At 61.5% G+C, this 18,410-nt stretch carries 16 protein-coding genes and 1 pseudogene; 13 read left to right on the forward strand and 4 right to left on the reverse strand.

What is annotated here, in order from left to right; all coding sequences use genetic code 11:
- Positions 1-634 precede the first annotated feature (634 nt).
- The 9 genes from AWB76_RS33740 (at position 635) to AWB76_RS33780 (ending at position 11,870) form a co-directional block, all read left to right on the forward strand.
- Entirely contained in the window at positions 635-2,833 is a 2,199-nt protein-coding gene (locus tag AWB76_RS33740) for a thiamine pyrophosphate-dependent enzyme (RefSeq protein WP_061164479.1), read from the forward strand.
- A gap of 15 nt (positions 2,834-2,848) precedes the next feature.
- Positions 2,849-4,339, forward strand: a complete 1,491-nt coding sequence (locus AWB76_RS33745; protein ID WP_096031389.1) for an indolepyruvate oxidoreductase subunit beta family protein — start codon at positions 2,849-2,851, stop codon at positions 4,337-4,339.
- A 28-nt stretch (positions 4,340-4,367) separates the two neighbouring features.
- Positions 4,368-4,811 carry an acyl-CoA thioesterase gene (locus AWB76_RS33750; RefSeq protein ID WP_061164444.1) on the forward strand — a complete coding sequence of 148 codons (444 nt, stop codon included), beginning with the start codon at positions 4,368-4,370 and terminating at the stop codon, positions 4,809-4,811.
- A 61-nt stretch (positions 4,812-4,872) separates the two neighbouring features.
- Positions 4,873-7,188 (forward strand): bifunctional salicylyl-CoA 5-hydroxylase/oxidoreductase, encoded by a 2,316-nt coding sequence (locus tag AWB76_RS33755; RefSeq protein WP_061164445.1) that lies wholly within the window; start codon positions 4,873-4,875, stop codon positions 7,186-7,188.
- Between the two features lie 52 nt (positions 7,189-7,240).
- Positions 7,241-8,368, forward strand: a complete 1,128-nt coding sequence (locus AWB76_RS33760) for a cupin domain-containing protein (protein ID WP_061164446.1) — start codon at positions 7,241-7,243, stop codon at positions 8,366-8,368.
- A 72-nt stretch (positions 8,369-8,440) separates the two neighbouring features.
- The gene (locus AWB76_RS33765; RefSeq protein WP_061164447.1) at positions 8,441-9,352 is read left to right on the forward strand and encodes a fumarylacetoacetate hydrolase family protein; all 912 of its coding nucleotides are present in this window, start codon (positions 8,441-8,443) and stop codon (positions 9,350-9,352) included.
- A gap of 46 nt (positions 9,353-9,398) precedes the next feature.
- Positions 9,399-10,442, forward strand: a complete 1,044-nt coding sequence (locus AWB76_RS33770; protein WP_061164448.1) for a carbon-nitrogen hydrolase family protein — start codon at positions 9,399-9,401, stop codon at positions 10,440-10,442.
- Complete coding sequence (locus AWB76_RS33775; protein WP_061164449.1) at positions 10,439-11,197, forward strand: maleate cis-trans isomerase family protein; 759 nt, start codon at positions 10,439-10,441, stop codon at positions 11,195-11,197. The genes AWB76_RS33770 and AWB76_RS33775 overlap by 4 nt, the downstream gene beginning before the upstream one ends.
- 1 nt (position 11,198) lies before the next feature.
- Positions 11,199-11,870, forward strand: coding sequence for a flavin reductase family protein (locus AWB76_RS33780; RefSeq protein WP_061164450.1), 672 nt, complete (start codon positions 11,199-11,201; stop codon positions 11,868-11,870).
- A 38-nt stretch (positions 11,871-11,908) separates the two neighbouring features.
- On the opposite strand, the gene AWB76_RS33785 is transcribed toward AWB76_RS33780, so the two are convergent.
- Positions 11,909-12,358, reverse strand: a complete 450-nt coding sequence (locus AWB76_RS33785; RefSeq protein ID WP_061164451.1) for a MarR family winged helix-turn-helix transcriptional regulator — start codon at positions 12,356-12,358, stop codon at positions 11,909-11,911.
- 232 nt (positions 12,359-12,590) lie between these two features.
- Here AWB76_RS33785 and AWB76_RS33790 point away from each other — a divergent pair, with 232 nt between their 5' ends.
- Both AWB76_RS33790 and AWB76_RS33795 read left to right on the forward strand, forming a co-directional pair.
- Entirely contained in the window at positions 12,591-13,370 is a 780-nt protein-coding gene (locus tag AWB76_RS33790; protein ID WP_061164452.1) for a cyclase family protein, read from the forward strand.
- Positions 13,371-13,444: 74 nt separating this feature from the next.
- Complete coding sequence (locus AWB76_RS33795) at positions 13,445-13,747, forward strand: DUF4148 domain-containing protein (protein ID WP_061164453.1); 303 nt, start codon at positions 13,445-13,447, stop codon at positions 13,745-13,747.
- Between the two features lie 23 nt (positions 13,748-13,770).
- Here AWB76_RS33795 and AWB76_RS33800 read toward each other — a convergent pair.
- The 3 genes and pseudogenes from AWB76_RS33800 to AWB76_RS33810 all read right to left on the reverse strand — a co-directional run.
- Positions 13,771-14,399 (reverse strand): annotated as a pseudogene (locus AWB76_RS33800) (error-prone DNA polymerase); the annotation flags it as partial.
- A gap of 238 nt (positions 14,400-14,637) precedes the next feature.
- A complete protein-coding gene (locus tag AWB76_RS33805; RefSeq protein WP_061164455.1) occupies positions 14,638-15,768 on the reverse strand; it encodes a DSD1 family PLP-dependent enzyme in 1,131 nt (376 codons plus the stop codon).
- A gap of 213 nt (positions 15,769-15,981) precedes the next feature.
- Complete coding sequence (locus AWB76_RS33810) at positions 15,982-16,902, reverse strand: LysR substrate-binding domain-containing protein (protein ID WP_061164456.1); 921 nt, start codon at positions 16,900-16,902, stop codon at positions 15,982-15,984.
- Positions 16,903-17,041: 139 nt separating this feature from the next.
- On the opposite strand from AWB76_RS33810, the gene AWB76_RS33815 reads away from it, so the two are divergent.
- Together AWB76_RS33815 and AWB76_RS33820 are read left to right on the forward strand one after the other, a co-directional pair.
- On the forward strand, positions 17,042-17,446 hold the full coding sequence (locus AWB76_RS33815) for a RidA family protein (protein ID WP_061164457.1): 405 nt from the start codon (positions 17,042-17,044) through the stop codon (positions 17,444-17,446).
- Positions 17,447-17,509: 63 nt separating this feature from the next.
- On the forward strand, positions 17,510-18,391 hold the full coding sequence (locus AWB76_RS33820; protein ID WP_061164458.1) for a GNAT family N-acetyltransferase: 882 nt from the start codon (positions 17,510-17,512) through the stop codon (positions 18,389-18,391).
- The last annotated feature ends 19 nt before the right edge of the window (positions 18,392-18,410 follow it).

Below are 18,410 nucleotides of genomic sequence, written 5' to 3' on the forward strand. Positions count from 1 at the left end.
TGCGAAAACCTCGCGGCGAAAGCCTTGTGATTGGAGCGAGGCCGCTTCAGCTCGAGTGTATTTCAGCGGCCTGCTAATGCTGCTGGTCGCCCCATATGGCAGGCAAATGACGCGTCCTCGAACGCACTGTTGGAGTTCATGCCGTCCGGGGCCGCGGTCACGGAACAGCCGGACCCCCTGAAAGGACAACTCGACCTCGTCGAGCCAGTCAACGATGCAGCGCTCGGCATCTGAGTGTGCTTGCACCGGACGATGCGTCAGATGTGCTAAGGGCGCGAGCCGGCATATCAGCAGGCTTCCTGCGGAGCCGACGGCGTATATCCGGTGCGTGTTGCGGGCGATGGCTGTGAGCAGTGATGGCCGCCCCAAGTGTGGTTCGGCGGTTCATTGCGGGGAACCGCAGCCGCCGCCCTCTACGGGGCGTGGGCCATCTTCAGCGCGATTGTGTGATCCAAAGGAGCAGGGGTGGCGGGACCCCGGAACCTATCCGGCTGGGGTGCCACTCCACGGGCAATACGAACCGATCCTCAGGGAAAACTATGATTATGGAATAAATGAAAATGGAAATATACTAGCTTCAAGGACGGCGATTCACGCGTCGTGGGCGATAGAAACATTCCGTAAGAGGGCAATGATGGCCGAGCGTTCGTTTGTCGAGGAAGTCAAGAAGCTGCGCCTGGGCGCGGGCGAAGTGTTCAGCGGCGAGGGCATTCTTGCGGTGACCAAGGCCCTTCTCGAATCGGGTGTCGCGTATGTGGCCGGCTATCAGGGCGCACCCATTTCGCATCTGATGGATGTGCTGGCCGACGCTCAAGACATTCTTTTGGACCACGGCATCCGCTTTGAGAACAGCGCCAGCGAGGCGACCGCCGCCGCCTCTCTCGCGGCGTCAGTCAATTACCCGCTGCGCGGCGCCGTTACATTCAAGGCGACCGTGGGCACGAACGTGGCCTCCGACGCCCTGGCGAACCTCGCGTCGGGCGGGGTGACCGGGGGCGCATTGATCATCGTCGGCGAGGACTACGGCGAAGGTTCGTCGATCATGCAAGAGCGTAGTCATGCCTTCGCGATGAAGTCGCAAATCTGGCTGCTTGACCCTCGCCCGAATCTGCCTTGCATCGTGCAAGCCGTGAAGGACGGGTTCGACCTCTCGGAGGCGAGCAGTACGCCCGTCATGCTGCAGCTGCGCATTCGCGCGTGCCATCTGCACGGTCAGTTCGTCGCCTCTGATAACAAGCGCTCCGCCTTCACGATCAAGGACGCACTCGAGAACCCGGCGCGCGACGTCAACCGTATCGTGCTGCCGCCAGCGAGCTTTGCGCACGAGCGCGAAAAGATCCATGAACGTTGGCCTGCGGCCGTCGAGTTCATCGAGTCACGCAGGCTTAATGAATTTTTCGGAGAAGACGGCCACGACATCGGCATTGCCGTGCAAGGTGGTAGTTACAACACGGTGTTGCGAGCCCTCGAACGGCTGGGCCTCGCCGACGTGTATGGCGAGTCGAAAATCCCGATGTACGTAATGAACGTGGCGTATCCTCTGATCGACTCTGAATGGGAGCGTTTCTGTGCGGACAAGCGTGCGGTGCTTGTGATCGAGGAAGGGCAGCCTAATTTCGTCGAGCAGAACGCCAGCGCGATCCTTCGTCAGCGGGGCGTGTCGGCCGCGCTGCATGGCAAGGACGTCCTGCCGCTTGCTGGTGAATACAACACCGCGACGGTGATGAAGGGATTGCGTAGCTTCTTCGAGCGATATGGCGTCCTTGAGCCGCAGCCGGCGCCGCGCAAAGTGATACCGGTGGTCGCGGTCAAAGAAGCGGCCACGACTAACGTCGCGGCAGACAATCGGCCACCGGGAGTCAACGAGTTGCCCGCGCTTGACGACAATGTGCATGCGCGCCCGCCTGGCTTTTGCACGGGCTGTCCTGAGCGGCCGATCTTCACTGCGATGAAGTTGCTCGAGCGTGAGATCGGCCCGCATCACGTCAGCGCCGATATTGGCTGCCATTTGTTTTCCATCCTTCCGCCGTTCAATCTGGGCGCCACAACGATGGGGTACGGCTTGGGTGGCGCCAGCGCGGCCGCGCTCAATGCCCCAGCCGCGAAGCGCGCCATTTCCATGATGGGCGACGGCGGATTCTGGCACAACGGACTGACAAGCGGCATCGCCAATGCCGTCTTCAACAAGAGCGACAACCTGACTGTGGTGGTCGACAACAGTTATACGTCGGCCACAGGTGGTCAGGACATCCTTTCTTCCACCGCATTGAATCCGACCCGTAGCACGGGGCACGAGATCGAGCAGGCGGTGCGTGGAGTGGGCGTGAATTGGGTGAAGACGGTTCGTCGCACCTATGACCTGAAGACCATGAAGGCGACGCTCAAGGAGGCCCTGACCACGCCTACGAAGGGGCCCAAGGTGCTGATCGCGCAAAGCGAGTGCATGCTCAACAAGCAGCGGCGGGAGAAGCCGAAGCAGCGCAAGGCCATCGCTGCGGGCGAGCGCGTGGTGCGAGAACGATTCGGCGTCGATTCCGATACCTGTACGGGGGATCACTCGTGTATCCGCCTGTCAGGTTGCCCATCGCTGTCGATCAAACCCAATCCCGACGCGCTGCGTACTGACCCAGTGGCGACCGTGCTTGACAGTTGCGTGGGCTGCGGTCTGTGCGGGGAGGTTTCGCATGCAGCGGTCCTGTGTCCGTCGTTCTATCGCGCGCAAATCATCAGCAACCCCACGCGCGCAGACAAGCTGCGCCAGCGCACTCGCGACGCAGTGATCGGCTGGCTGCAACGCCGCGGCGCCGCGCGCCGTGCACGCTACGCATTCTGATTCAGGAAAGACATGATGAACCTGCAACCCATCAAAATTGCGATTCTCGCCATGGGCGGCGAAGGCGGCGGGGTGCTCGCCGACTGGATCGTCGATCTCGGCGAGCACAATGGCTATCGCGCCCAGACTACGTCGGTACCGGGGGTCGCACAGCGTACCGGAGCGACCATCTATTACGTGGAGCTCTTTCCGGTCGAACCGGGCCTCGCCCGCGCGCCCGTTCTCTCGCTGATGCCTTTGCCGGGTGATGTGGATGTCGTTCTCGCTTCGGAGCTGATGGAGGCAGGCCGGGCCGTGCAACGTGGACTCGTCACCTCCGACCGCACGACGCTCATTTCTTCCACGCATCGCGTCTACTCGATCGCAGAAAAAACCGCAATGGGCGATGGCCGCGTGGATAGCGAAACGCTTATTGCACACGCGAGCAAGGCTGCGAAACGTTACATCCGCTTCGACATGGCGGCTGCTGCACAGGCAAGCGGCAGTGTGATCAGCGCCGTACTGTTCGGCGCGCTCGCAGGCGCTGGCGTGCTGCCGTTCAGTCGCCGCGAGTTCGAGGAGACGATCGAGCGGGGCGGCGTCGGCGTCAAGCCGAGCCTGCGGGCATTCGCCCTCGCGTTCGATCGCGCAAGCGAGGAAGAGACTGCCGACGCTGGGGTGCCTGCGGACGAGTTGCAGCTGACGCCTCGCAATTCGACAGTCGCACGGCTGGTCGAGCGCGTACGCGCCGAGTTGCCAATCGCGGTTCAACGCATTGCCCTCGAAGGTGTGCGCCGCCTGATCGACTATCAGGATCCCGCCTACGCGCGCCTGTATCTCGACCGGCTCATTGCGCTCGCCAGCGAACTGCCCGCCGAAGAAACGGCGCTTTTACGCGAGACGGCGCGTCACCTCGCGCTCTGGATGTCGTATGAAGATACGATCCGTGTGGCGGACCTGAAGACGCGCGGCGCGCGCTTCGAGCGCGTGCGCGGTGAAGTGCAGGCTCAGTCGAACCAGTTGCTGGAAATTAACGAGTTCATGCATCCGCGTATCGAGGAAATTTGCGAGACGCTGCCTGCGGGCCTCGGCCGCTGGTTGGCGAAGCCGCATTGGCTTCACGGATTCGTCAAGCGACGCACGCAGTCTGGACGGGTGGTCCGCACGAGTTCGCTGGGCGGCTACTTGATGCTGCACGCCGTCGCCAGTCTGCGGGCCATTCGGCGCCGCACGCTGCGCTATCAGCTCGAAAACGCACGTATCGAAGCTTGGCTGGCGCAGATCGCCGAGACGGCAAAACTCAATCCCGCGCTGGCCACTGAAATCGCGCAGTGCCAGCGACTCGTCAAAGGCTATAGCGATACCCACGCACGCGGCCTGAAGAACTACCAGACGCTGATGACCGCGGTGAGTAAGGCCGGTGCGCGGCTGGCTCCTGCAACCCTGCGCGACTTGCGCGACGCCGCGCTCGCCGACGAACATGGCCACAAGTTGAAAGCGGCGCTTGCGCGGCACGCGCTGGCTTGAGCGGCCCACAACAAATCGAGGAATCAGTATGAATGCACATGTGTTCGAACGCCGGCGCAAGATCCACTTTTCCGAGTGCGATGCAGCCGGGATTGTCTTCTATCCCCAATATTTCGTGCTCTTCAACGACTTGATCGAACAGTGGATCGACGAAATGTTGCCCGATGGCTATCACGGCGTGCTCGGCACGCGGCGCGTCGGAATGCCGACGGTGCGTCTGGAGGTCGACTTCAAGGCGATCAGCAAAATGGGCGACCAGGTTTCGCTCTCGCTCGACGTGCAACGCCTCGGCAACAAGTCACTGACGCTCGGATGGACGTGTACCGGCGCCGATGGCGTGGTTCGCATGGCCGCGCGGCAGACAATTGTGACGACTTGCCTGAACACCCATGAATCGATTCCGATCCCACAGGATCTGCGGGCGGGGATTGAGCGTGCGGCGAATGAGTGCGCAGTTGCGGTCAATCAATGAAGCGGGGCGTCCCTGTTGGCAGCGCTGAAATAGGTAAATCTGAGATATCGGAGTAAGGGAAATGAAGATCGTCTGCATTGGGGGCGGGCCGGCAGGCCTCTATTTTGGACTGCTTATGAAGCTGCAGGATCCAGAAAACGAGATTGTGGTCGTCGAGCGCAATCGTCCTTACGACACGTTCGGATGGGGCGTGGTGTTCTCCGACGCGACCATGGACAACTTGCGCGAGGCCGACGCGGTATCGGCTCAGACGATCGGGAATGCGTTCAACCGCTGGGACGATATCGAGATTCACTTCAAGGACCGCTCGATCAGAAGCGGTGGACACGGCTTCATTGGCATTGGCCGCAAGAAGCTACTCAATATCCTGCAAGCGCGGTGCGAAGACGTGGGCGTCAAGCTGGTGTTCGAGGAGTATGTCGAGGATGATCAGGCGATCGCTCGTAAGTATGACGCCGACCTCGTCATTGCGTCCGACGGAGTGAATAGCCTCACGCGCAAGAAGTATCAGCAGACCTTCCGTCCCGATATCGACGAGCGTCGATGCCGCTTTGTCTGGCTGGGCACGAAGAAGGTTTTCGACGCCTTCAACTTCATCTTTGTGCAGAACGAGCACGGCTGGTTCCAGGCGCATGCCTATCGTTTCCAGGACGGTCTGTCGACTTTCATTGTCGAAACGCCCGAGCAGACGTGGCAAGCCGCGGGCATTGGCGAGATGAGTCAGGAAGAGGGCATCGCCTATTGCGAGAGACTTTTTGCACCGTATCTCGACGGCAATCCGCTTATCTGCAACGCCACGCATCTGCGCGGCTCCGCGATCTGGATTCGCTTCCCGCGCGTCATTTGCGGGAAGTGGGTGCACTGGACCACGCAAGGCGATGGAAAGCAAGTTCCGGTCGTGCTGATGGGGGACGCGGCGCATACCGCCCATTTTTCGATTGGTTCAGGAACCAAGCTGGCGCTCGAGGACGCGATCGAGTTGGCGCGTAGTTTGAAAACGGTCAGTGGGTCACTCGAAACGCAGCTCGCGCATTACGAGGCGGTGCGCAGCGTCGAAGTACTCAAGATACAGAACGCCGCGCGTAATTCGACCGATTGGTTCGAGAACGTTGAGCGCTACGCCAGTCTGGAACCCGAACAGTTCGCTTATTCGTTGCTTACCCGCTCGCAACGAATTTCGCACGAGAACCTTCGTCTGCGCGACCGCGAATGGCTCGAAGGCTATGAAACGTGGCTTGCCAGCCAGGCTGGCGCGACGAGTGCCGACCACGCTGTGCCCCCGATGCTTACACCGTATCGAATCCGCGACGTCGAACTGAAGAACCGGATCGTGGTTTCGCCCACCGCGATGTACTCGTGCGAAAACGGCGTGCCGGGTGACTTTCATCTCGTGCATCTCGGTAGCCGCGCGCTCGGTGGCGCAGGGCTCGTGATGGTCGAGATGACAGCGGTTTCTCCGGAAGCACGGGCGACGCCGGGATGTCCCGGACTCTGGAACGACGAACAGACGGCCGCGTTTGCGCACATCGTTAAATTTCTTCACGCCAACTCCAGTGCGCGTATCGGCATTCAGCTGGGTCATGCGGGACGCCGTGCATCGACGCAACTTGGGTGGCAGAAGATGGACCATCCGCTGGAGGCCGGCAACTGGCCGTTGGTTTCGGCTTCGGCGCTGCCGTATCTGCCCGGTGTATCGGAAACGCCTCGAGCCATGACGCGGGAGGACATGGACCGCGTGCGCGACGACTTCGTTGCGGCCGCCCGTCGAGCCGATGCAGCCGGTTTCGACTGGCTGGAGCTGCAAGCGGGTCACGGTTATCTGCTGTCGTGCTTTATCTCGCCGATCACGAACCAGCGAGACGACGAGTACGGCGGATCGCTCGAAAACCGCATGGCGTTTCCTCTCGAGGTCCTTCGCGCAGTGCGCCGCGTGTGGCCGGAGGCAAAACCGATCTCGGTGCGGATTTCCGCCTCGGACTGGGTGGAAGGCGGCATTGGCGGCGATGACGCGGTGCAGATCGGGCGCCTCCTGAAGGCCGCCGGCGCGGACATGATCGATTGCTCGTCTGGCGAAGTGACGCCGCAGCAGAAGCCTGTCTACGGCCGCATGTATCAAACGCCGTTTGCCGACCGTGTTCGCAACGAGGCGCAGGTGCCGACGATTGCCGTAGGCGCCATCACGGAAGGCGACCAGGTGAACGGCATCATCGCGTCGGGGCGCGCCGACCTATGCGCGATCTCGCGCCCGTATCTCGCGGATCCCGCCTGGCTGCTGCGTGAAAGCGCAAAGCTCGGCTACCGGAACGTGGAATGGCCGGCCCAGTATCTGTTTGCTAAGGAGCAGATGGAACGCGCCTTTCAACGCGCGCCATCATGAGAAGGCAGCGTGCCTGGTTGACCCTACTTTCACGCAATGGAGTCGCAACGACATGGCTGAGCAAAATTACGACGCGTATCGCGAGGGCGTCGCGGGCCGCGCAGATGTTGAGGACACGCCAGAACTCATCGCCTATTACAGATCACTTGAAAAGTTGGAGGCGGGGGCGCTCTGGACCGTGGCGAACAAGATCGAACCGTGGCAGCCCAGGTCCGAGTCGGTCCCGGTGCTCTGGCGCTATCGCGATATGCGTGAGCATGTGCTCCGTTCGGTCGACCTCGTCTCGCCCGAAAAAGCCGGCCGTCGCGTCATCTACCTGAGCAATCCGGGTCGTCGCGAGGTGTCAGCAGCGGTTGGCTGGCTGTATTCGGGGCTTCAGGTCATGCACCCGGGGGAAGTTGCATCGGCGCACGCTCACTCTTCATCGGCGCTGCGTTTCATCATGGAAGGCACGGGCGCCTACACCGTGGTCGACGGCCACAAGATGACGCTCGGGCGCAATGATCTCGTGCTTACCCCCAATGGCACCTGGCATGAGCACGGGGTGGCGAAGGAGGGCACGCCCTGCATTTGGCAGGACGGTCTCGACATTCCGCTCGTCAATGCCTTGGAGGCCGGTTTCTATGCGGTGCATCCCGATCTTCGCCAGGCCGTCACGCACCCGGTGAACGACTCAACGGCGACTTGGGGCGCGCCGGGTCTGCTCCCGCAGAACGGCGACTGGAACAAGCGCTACTCCCCGCTCTTCAAGTACGAGTGGGAGCCGACGTACGAAGCCCTTGTACGGCACGCACGCGTAACCGACGGGTCGCCGTTCGACGGCGTGCTGATGCATTACGGAAATCCGGTGACGGGCGGCCCCGTGATGTCGACCATTGGCGCGAGCATGCAATTGCTTCGTCCGGGCGAGCAGACGCGCGCTCATCGGCACACGGGCAGCTTTATCTATCAGGTGGCGAAGGGCAGCGGCTATTCGATCATCGATGGCAAGCGTCTGGACTGGACCGAACGTGACATTTTTTGCGTGCCGTCGTGGGCGTTCCACGAGCACGCGAACAGCTCATCGTCGGACGACGCGTGCCTGTTCTGTTTCAACGATTTGCCGGTCATGCAGGCGCTGAACCTATATCGCGAAGAAGCGCTTGCCGAAAACGGCGGGCATCAGACCGTAGCAGAGTGAACGTCGGGCATTCGGAGTTCGATTCAATATTAGCCGCCTCATTTGTCGGGCGGGTTTTAGGGAGGTTTTATCATGCGTCTTGTCACCTATCGATCCGATGTAAATGCTGCCGCTCGTCTCGGCGCGATCGTCGATGATGCTGTCGTCGACCTCGAGCGCTTGGGCGCCGCCACGGGCTTTCCTTTACCGGCGGGCATGCTCGAATTCATCGACCTCGGCCCGCAGGCAGTACGGCAGACCAGCGCGTTGCTCAACGAACAGCGCGGCAAATGGCCGTTCGGAGTCTCGATGCCGGTGAGCAATGTCAAGCTGCTTGCGCCCATTCCGCGGCCGCGCAAGAACATTTTCGGGATCGGCCTGAACTACGTTGAGCACGTTGCGGAGTCGAGCCGCACCCTCGATACGTCGAAGGATTTGCCGAAGGAACCCGTCATTTTCTCAAAGCCGCCGACCTCGGTGATCGGTCCGGGCGACGCCATCGAGCACAACAAGGAAGTCACGCAGCAGCTCGACTGGGAGATCGAACTTGCGGTCATCATGGGCACGCGCGCCAAGCGCGTCAGCGAGTCCGATGCGCTCAGCTACGTGTTTGGCTACAGCGTCATGATCGATATGAGCGCACGCGATTGTCGCCGCGCCGGTCAGTGGATCTATTCAAAAGGGCAGGACACGTATGCACCGTTCGGGCCATGCATCGTCACCGCAGACGAGATTCCCGACCCGCATACGCTCAACTTGAGCCTGACCGTCAACGGCGTAACCAAGCAAAGCTCGAATACGCGCCACATGCTCTTCAAGGTGCCGACGCTCATCGCGGACATCAGCAAGGCCATCACGTTGGAGCCAGGCGACATCATCGCGACCGGCACGCCGGACGGCGTGGGGGCGGGCCGTTCGCCGCAGGAATGGCTCTGGCCCGGGGACATCGTGCATGGGCAAGTGGAGGGCATTGGTGAGCTGCGTCATCCGGTGGTGGCTGTTTGACGCCCGCGAGATCCGCTTAACCCTGCCGAACTATCGGAGACGCTCCATGCTCAATCTTCCCCAATTCAAGGCGGCGGCGGTGCAGGCCGCCCCGGTGTTTCTGGACACCGACGCCACCGTCGACAAAGTATGCGGGCTCATCCGCGAAGCAGCCGGCAACGGCGCGCGGCTCGTCGCCTTTCCAGAGGTGTTCGTGGCGGGCTATCCTTACTGGAACTGGGTGATGAACCCGGTGGAAGGCAGTCCGTGGTTCGAGAAGCTTTGCAAGTCGGCGATCGAGATTCCCGGACCCGAGATCCGCCGCATTGCCGCCGCTGCAAAAGCGAATCACATCAATGTCGTGGTCGGCGTGAATGAGCGTAGCCGAACAGGCATTGGCACGCTGTACAACACGCTTCTGACGATCAGCGACGACGGGCGCATCCTGGGCCGGCATCGCAAGCTCGTGCCGACGTGGGCCGAAAAGCTCACATGGGCGAATGGCGATGGCTCCGCACTGCGCGTGCACGACACCAGCGTCGGGCCGCTGGGCTCACTCGCGTGTGGTGAGAACACGAACACACTGGCGCGTTTTAGCCTGCTCGCACAAGGAGAACTCGTTCATGTGGCGAGCTATATCGCGCTGCCGGTGGCTCCCCCCGACTATGACATGGCCGAAGCGATTCGGGTGAGAGCCGCCGCGCATTGCTTCGAAGGCAAGCTATTTACGGTGGTGTCGTGTTCGACCGTGTCACCGGAGATCGTCGACGCGATGAGTGCCACGCATCCGCAAGCGCGGGAGCTGCTTGCACGCCGCAACAGCGCGTTCTCCGGCATTCTCGGCCCCGACGGCCGTGTAATCGGCGAACCGCTGATCGACGAAGAAGGGATCGTGTATGCCGACATCGATCTCTCGCGCTGCATCCAACCGCGCCAGATGCACGACATCACTGGCCACTACAACCGCTTTGACGTGTTCGATCTGCGCGTGAACCGCCGGCCGCTCGCGGCTGCGCAGTTTGACGACGGCCCCGCCGACATACTTAACCGCCTCGACGCTGAAACCGATGCGGACCTTAACGCCTTCGAGCTTACTGAGAGCAAGTCATGACACAACCGCGTGTTCTGCGTATCGGGCAGATTGTGCCCTCGTCCAACACGACGATGGAAACCGAGATTCCGGCGATGTTTCGTGCGCGCGAGCGCGACTTCGACGAGCGATTTACGTTCCACTCCAGCCGCATGCGGATGAAGAAGGTCGTCAAGGAGGAACTCGAAGCCATGGATCGCGACAGCGACCGGTGCGCGCTCGAGCTGTCGGATGCGCGCGTCGATGTGTTGGGCTATGCGTGCCTCGTGGCGATCATGAGCATGGGTCAGGGCTATCACCGGGTGTCTGAGAAGCGTCTTTTCGAGCGTACCGTAGAAAATGGTGGCTCAGCGCCGGTCGTGACCAGCGCGGGCGCATTGGTGGATGGGCTGCACGCAATGGGCGCGAAGCGCGTTTCGGTGGTGTGCCCCTATATGAAACCGTTGACCAAGATGGTCGTGGAGTACATCGAGAGCGAAGGCGTCGAAGTGCAGGATTACGTCGCACTTGAAATTCCCGATAACCTGCAGGTGGCGGCGCAAGACCCGGCGCGGCTGCTGGAAATCTACAAGCGCCTGAACCGCGCGAACACCGATGCCCTCGTGCTGTCCGCCTGCGTGCAAATGCAATCGTTGCCTTCTATCCAGCGTGTTCAGGACGAGTCCGGCATCCCCACTGTCTCAGCGGCGGTGGCGACGACGTGGCAGATGCTGAGGCGTCTTGACCTGCGCACCGAGGTGGCGGGGTGCGGCGAACTTCTCTCCGGGAAGTATTGAGATGAATGCGCCGCAGCTTGTCGCGTCAGAGGGTGTCGCAGACGAGGATATCCACTTCTACGAGCCTGCGAGCGGGCACGGTCTCGCCCACGATCCGCTCGGTGCGATCGTCGGACCGCGCCCGATTGGCTGGATCTCCACGCGCGCCGCAGACGGCCGCCTCAATCTCGCGCCTTACAGCTTTTTCAATATCTTCAACTATTCGCCGCCCGTCCTCGCGTTCTCGAGCGTTGGCTTCAAGGACACGGTACGTAACGCGCTAGAAACGGGAGAGTTTGTTTGGAATCTGGTGACCCGGAACCTGTGCGAGCACATGAATATGACAAGCGCGGAAGTGCCGGCCGATGTCAACGAATTTGCACTCGCCGGCGTGGAAGCGGCTTCATCACGCGTCGTCTCCGTCCCCCGCGTGGCGCAAAGCCCGGTTTCGTTCGAGTGCAGGGTATCTGACGTGATGCAGTTGCGACGTGCGAGTGGCAGCGCAATCGACACGTGGATGGTGATCGGGGAGGTCGTCGGCGTGCACATCGCGCGTGGATTGTTGAGTGACAACGCGTATGCAACGGCGGCCGCGCGCCCGGTGATGCGCGGCGGCGGTCCTGCGGACTACTTTGAAATTGAAGAGGCGGCGAAGTTCAAGCTGGCGCGGCCTAAGGCGCTTAACCGAGGATAGCCGAGGCTACCTGCTGAACGGACCGGCCGCGGACCGCATTACTCGGCCGGGCGGTGCAGATCGAGAAGTAAACGCAAGGTGGCCTTCAGTTCATCGGCCTTGGCTTTTCCCAGTGGCGCCAGCACCCGCTCCTCATGAGCTTTCGCCTGCTTAATGAGCGCTGAGACGAGCTTCTGGCCTTGCGGCGTGATACGCACGAGTGTGACCCGTCGATCGGTGTCGTGCGGGACGCGCTTGACGTAGCCTTGCGCTTCCATGCGGTCCAGCAACCGTGTGACGGTGGGCTGCTTGGTGACGGTCTTTTGAGCGAGCTGACCGATGCTGATCGTCTTGCCTTCCGAGAGCGTCGACAGCACGCGCCAGTCAGAGACCTCGAAGCCGGCCGCTTGCACGATCGCATGGAATTCGCCAGAGATGAGCTGGCTGACTTGTGCGAGCAGCGCGGGCGTGTAGTCATCGACGAAACCGCTGAAAGGTGAATTGCTCATGCTTGGATGGTCTGCAGTCGTAGAGGGACGCGCCGTTGATTAAGACGCGTTTGAGCCGCCGGGGCCGCAAGTCTCGAGGCGCCAAAGACAGGCTAAACATGATTTTGAATGGTTTTCCCGCCAAAGACAACGCGGCAGGTAGACGAAATCGGACGAGATGACAGATAGCAACGCGCACTGCGGGCGCAACCCAGTGCATTCATAGTCGATTGAGCATAAAACGGAGCCCAGCATGAGCAATAGTCTTGAGCAACTTACCGTCGATCTCGCGAGCGGCCGTGTCCGCGTGGTCGATCTGACGCAAACTCTGTCACCGGATTTCCCCGCGTTGCAGTTGCCGCCGCAGTTCGGTCAGGTTTGGGCGTTCAAGATGGAAAGGATCAGTCAGTACGATGAGCAGGGCCCGGGCTGGTACTGGAACAATTTCTCGTGCGGCGAACACACCGGCACGCACTTCGACGCTCCCGTACATTGGGTAACGGGCAAGGACCACGAGCACAACACCGTGGATACCATAGACGTTCATAACTTCATTGCACCGGCGGTCGTGATAGACGCGAGCGGTGAGGTGGCGGCCAATGAGGACTGGCTTTTGAGCGTCGGTTTCCTCGAAGCGTGGGAAGCAATGCACGGGCGCATCCCGGCTGGCGCCTGGGTGCTACTGCGCTCTGACTGGTCCAAACGCACGGATCCGGTTTCGTTTCTCAATATGCGTGAGGATGGGGCGCACACCCCCGGCCCGACGCAGGAGGCGGTTGAATGGCTGATACACGAGCGGAAGGTGCACGGCCTCGGCGTCGAGACCATCAACACTGATGCTGGCCAATCGTACGCATGGTCGACGCCTTATCCGTGTCACACGCTGATGCACGGTTCGAATCGGTACGGATTGCAGTGCCTTAAGAATCTCGATCAGCTGCCGGCCAAGGGCGCGGTAATCGTGTCGGCGCCATTGAAGATCCAAGCGGGTTCAGGCAGCCCTTTGCGTGTACTCGCGCTTGTCACGGATTGAGCGATAGGGAGCGCTCTCACCGGAGCACGACACTGCTCAGTTTGCATGGTGCATAAACCTCAATCGGAGGAAAGATGAAATTGAGACTCAGCGGGATCGCGAGTACTCTAATCGTGGCCGGCCTAGGCGCGTCGCTTGTTCACCTGTCATACGCTCAGGAGGCAGGTCCGACGAACGCTCAGGGCGATCAGGCATCTCATGGCAGCAAAGAGCAGCGAAAGGCAGCCCGTGCGCAGGCTCGTGCCAAGAAGAACGCTGAACTTAAGAAGTTGGAAGACGCGGGATACAATCCTTCGAGAGGAAATGATCCTCATTATCCGCAGGATCTTCAGAACGCGCAGAAGAAAGTCGGTAAAGACCGATCAGCCAGCCAGTAGTCGTACGCCGTCCGTGGCCAGATGTTCTTGCTGACTGTCGTCAGTCCGCCGAGAAGATGCGACATGTCGACGAGTCGCTGTGCCACCGGATGGCGAACTTCCCGTCGCATTGCCATGTGCCGTACACCGCGAGCGATGCCGCGCCCAACGTTTCCCGTCGCTGTTTCTCCAGCGGTGACGGCCACACGCTGACGATCACCTTGCCCATCTCATCCTCGGGCGTCACAAACATGACGCCTTTTGCGGTCCCAGGTCGTTGCCGGATGGTCACAAGCCCACAGCCTCGCGCGAGACGACCGTTCCGGCATGTGCGCAAAGTCGAAGCGGGCATCAACCGTTGTTCAAGCAGCGCCGGCCGCAAGAGCGATAGCGGATGGCGTCCGAGCGACAATCCCGCGGTGTTGTAGTCGCTCACGAGCTCCTGCGCTTCCGACGATGCACCGAGCGCCGGCGTTTCATCGTCGATTCGAGTATCGGCCATGTCGCGGTTGGGCACCACATCTGGAGGCTGCCACAGCGCTTCGCGCCGGTTCCCTGCAAGTGACCGGAGCGCCTTCGCTGCCGCGAGCACCTGCAGGTCGCGGCGATCGAGCTGCGCGCGGTGCACCAAATCGCTGACGTCATTGCTTGTCAATACTGTCACGCTATTCTCGCCGTCTTGTTCGCGAGAGCGATTGCCGGGACGCTCAGACAGAGCAGGTCATGGGGGGCTACAAATCGCAGCCCTCGGCCGGCGGGACGATAACGGCCGCTTGCAAGATTAATCCGTCATCCCACCTTTCGTCCGCCGCTCGGCACCGGGGCATTCGACGAGCGAGCTTCTACACACGGCGAACAGGCAACTTCGACGGGCCTCTGCGGCTCGGTTAGTGGCTCGATTTCCGTACGTATTACCAGCCGTAAAAACGCGGCCAGGTTTCCACGCTGCCGTCAGCGGCAATCGCATGATAGACGGGATGCTGCGCGCCCGTTGCACAGGCGTGGTTCGGCAGAATGCGCAGACGTGTGCCGATGGGGAAGCGCGCCTCGATGTCGTAGTCCGGCGTGCCCTTCTGCGAGATGATCCCGTGCTCCTGGTTCGCGCCGCTCATTACATAGTCGCCCACGACCTCGCCGTCTTCGGCACAGACCAGCCCATAGCCGAAGTCCTGCTTCTGGCGCTGCGTGCCCCGGTCACGACTCATCGCCATCCAGCCCGCATCGACGATCGCCCAGCCTTTCGCGCGCTGATGGCCGATTACCGTCGTCAACACGCTCAGCGCGATTTCAGAGGTCTGGTTGACGCCCACGTTGTGCATCACGAGGTCGAGCATCACGTAGACGCCAGCGCGCACTTCGGTCACGCCGTCCAGATGCGTGGCGGCCATCGCGGTCGGCGTAGAGCCGATACTGACGACGTCGCACGGCATACCCGCTTCGCGGATGCGTTGCGCTGCGCGTACGCTGCGCGAGCGCTCCTGTTCCGCAATGCGAACCAGGCCCTCATGCGTGTCGTAGTCATAGCTCGAACCCGCATGGGCGATGACACCGCCCAGTTGCATACCGCCTTCGACGAGCGTGCTGGCGACCGTGAGGAGCAGACCGTCTTCCGGTTCGATACCCGAGCGATGGCCGTCTACGTCGACTTCGATCCACACTTCGAATTTTTCCTGATGCTCCCGGCCAAACGTGACGATGGCTTGTGCGCAGACGATGCTATCCGCGACGATCTTCAGCGCGCAGCCTTGCCGACGCAGCGATAGTGCTTGCGGCAGTTTGACGGGCGCCATGCCGACCGCGTAGACGATGTCACGCACGCCGCTCGTAAAGAACTGCTCGGCTTCTTTCAGCGTGGATACGGTAATGCCGCGTGCGCCCGCGTCGACCTGGGCTTGCACCACCTGATCGCATTTGGTGGTTTTCACGTGCGGCCGGAAACTCACGCCGAGCGCGTTCAGGCGGTGCTGCATCCGCTCGATATTACGGGTCATGCGTTCGACATCGATCAATGCGGCGGGAGTATTCAGCGACTGCAATTTCATCTGCGGCTCCTTGCGATTTCATGCGCGAGTGGGGTCCGGGTATCGGCATGGCGCGGTGCGGATCGAGTCGCCAATATAGGATTCGCGTTGAGGCTTGTGTTTAACGAACGATAAAGGGAGCATTAATCCAGATTGAATACTAGCCGGGCGTCGTGGCGGATGACCCGGCGAGCCTACCTTGTCGCGCATCGGTCAATATGAGTGAAGCGCGCCTCAACTGCGCCACGGAACGGGATCGAATGCGCACTTGGCGGCTTCAAGAAACACCCGCTGACGGGTCGTCAGGCCATGACGGGAGGGCATCAACGCCATCACCGGCGCGGATTCGAGACGCCATGCGGGTAACACACGTTTGAGTTTTCCCGTTGCAATCAGACGCGCAGCGTCCCATTCGGAGCGCTCGACGATGCCAAGTCCTTCGATCGCCCAGTCGCTGACAACCGTGCCGTCTTTGGACGACAGCGTGCCGTCCAGCCTGACTGTGACGGCTTTCGCATTGCGTTTTCCCGAGGCGTCGGCCTGTGTGAAACGCAGACGCGTCACATCCTCGTCGTTTTCGCGCAATGTCAGCCACGGGTACTGCGTGAGTTCCGACGGATGCGCGAGCTTCGACAAGCGGCGCGCGAGGGCAGGGCTTGCGCAAAGGATGCGGTCGTTTGGGGCGAGATAGTGCCCGATCCACGACGACCCCTTGACGTTGCCGATAGATACGACGGCGTCGGCACCTTGGGCCGCCGTGAGCGGGCTGTCGGACAGGATCAGCGAAATCTCGAGATTCGGATGCGAGCGATGCAGATCTCGCACCAGCGGCGCGAGATGCGCGCGACCAAAGCCGAACGGCGCGACGACGCGCAAATGTCCGCCGACGCCGCCCGTCTCGCCAGAGATGCGTGACGGAATCGACTCGATCCGCTCCATGATCTCGACGGCTTCCTGAACCAACCGCTGACCTTCCGTGGTGAGCGAGATGCCGCGAGCCGCACGCGTTGCAAGACGTACGCCCATACGGTCCTCGATGCGCTGAAGCCGAACCGTCACCGCGGGCGGCGTGAGATTCAGCAGCCGCGCGGCGGCGGCAAGCGATTGCGACACACCGAGCGCGCGAAACAGGCGCATATCTTCCAGTTCGATCATTAAACGGCCTTTAACGCTGGGTTCAATGGATATTAAACATGACAGAGAGGTTTTTTTCTATAGTGCGTCGTACGAACCCGGCAATGGCTGCGTCTGACCGATGACCCCGGGGAACCTCATCCAACGTGGAGCGGCCCTCATGAACCAATCCGAACACGCGGGGCATCTTCCCCAGATGCTAAACCCGGCCGGACTCGCGATGCCGGGCGGTCACTACAGTCACGTTTCGATTGCCAATGGACTGGTCTTCCTGTCCGGTCAACTGCCCATCGACGCGCACGGCACGAAGCTCACGGACAGCGACTTCGACGCCCAGGCCGCGCAGGTGCTGGCCAATCTCGGCTCGGCGTTGAGCGGCGTGGGTAGCAATGTCTCGAAGCTGGTTCAGGTCCGTGTCTATATCGTCGACGTCGCGCATTGGGCGAGTCTCAACGCGATCTATGCGCGCTGGGCCGGCGACGCCAAACCCGCTCGCGCGGTGGTGCCGGTTCCGGCCTTGCACTTTGGGCTGAAGATCGAAATCGAAGCCGTGGCGACGCTGTAGCGTCGTCCGGACGTCGCCCGGCTCGGACATCCATAGGGCAAACCGAATCAGACAGGAGGCAAAATGAACGCACCATCCACGATGAGTCTCCACTATCGAGCCTTTACCGCCGCCGATATCGCGACGGCGCACGGGCTGTCACGGGCGGTCAACTGGCCGCATCGCGCGGAGGACTGGCAGTTCGCCGCCGCGCACGGCACCGGCTTCGCGGCCGAAGAAAACGGAGCCCTCATCGGCACGGGACTGTGCTGGAAATTTGGCGCGGATCAAGCCTCGCTGGGTCTCGTGATCGTGTCCTCCGAACGTCAGGGGCGCGGGATTGGTCGCAAGCTGATGGAACTGCTGCTCGAACAACTCGGCCCGCGCGTCACGTTCCTGCACGCCACGCCTGCTGGCAAGCCGCTCTACGAAAAACTCGGCTTCACCGTCTGCGATACGCTCGATCAGCATCAGGGCAATGTCGGCGAGGTGTCGCCGGTGGCATTGCCCGCCGGCGAACGGCTGCGCGCGGCGACTGCCGACGATCTTTCCACGCTCATCGACCTCGCCACCCGCGCTTATGGCCTCGAACGCAATGCGATGTATCTGGCGCTGCTGGAAATGGGCGAGAGCGCGGTACTCGAACGTGACGGCGAGATTGTTGGGTTTTCGGTGCTGCGTCGCTTCGGTCGGGGCCTCGTGCTCGGGCCGGTCGTCGCGATGCGTTCGCCGGACGATCTGCAAGCTAGGGCGCTGATCGGCCATTGGCTGACCGGTCGCGAAGGCGAGTTTGTTCGTATTGACGTCCCCTCGGGCGCAATGCTGACCGAGTGGTTGATCGCGCAAGGCCTGAATCGCGTCGATACCACGGTGAAGATGGTTCGCAATGCACCCGCCAATGCACATCGCGGGCCGCCCGATGCGGTCTACCGACCGTACGGGCTCGTCAGTCAGGCCATGTTCTAGAACGGCACTGCGCGCGATT

The organism is Caballeronia temeraria, assembly GCF_001544795.2.
Classification (GTDB): Bacteria; Pseudomonadota; Gammaproteobacteria; order Burkholderiales; family Burkholderiaceae; genus Caballeronia; species Caballeronia temeraria.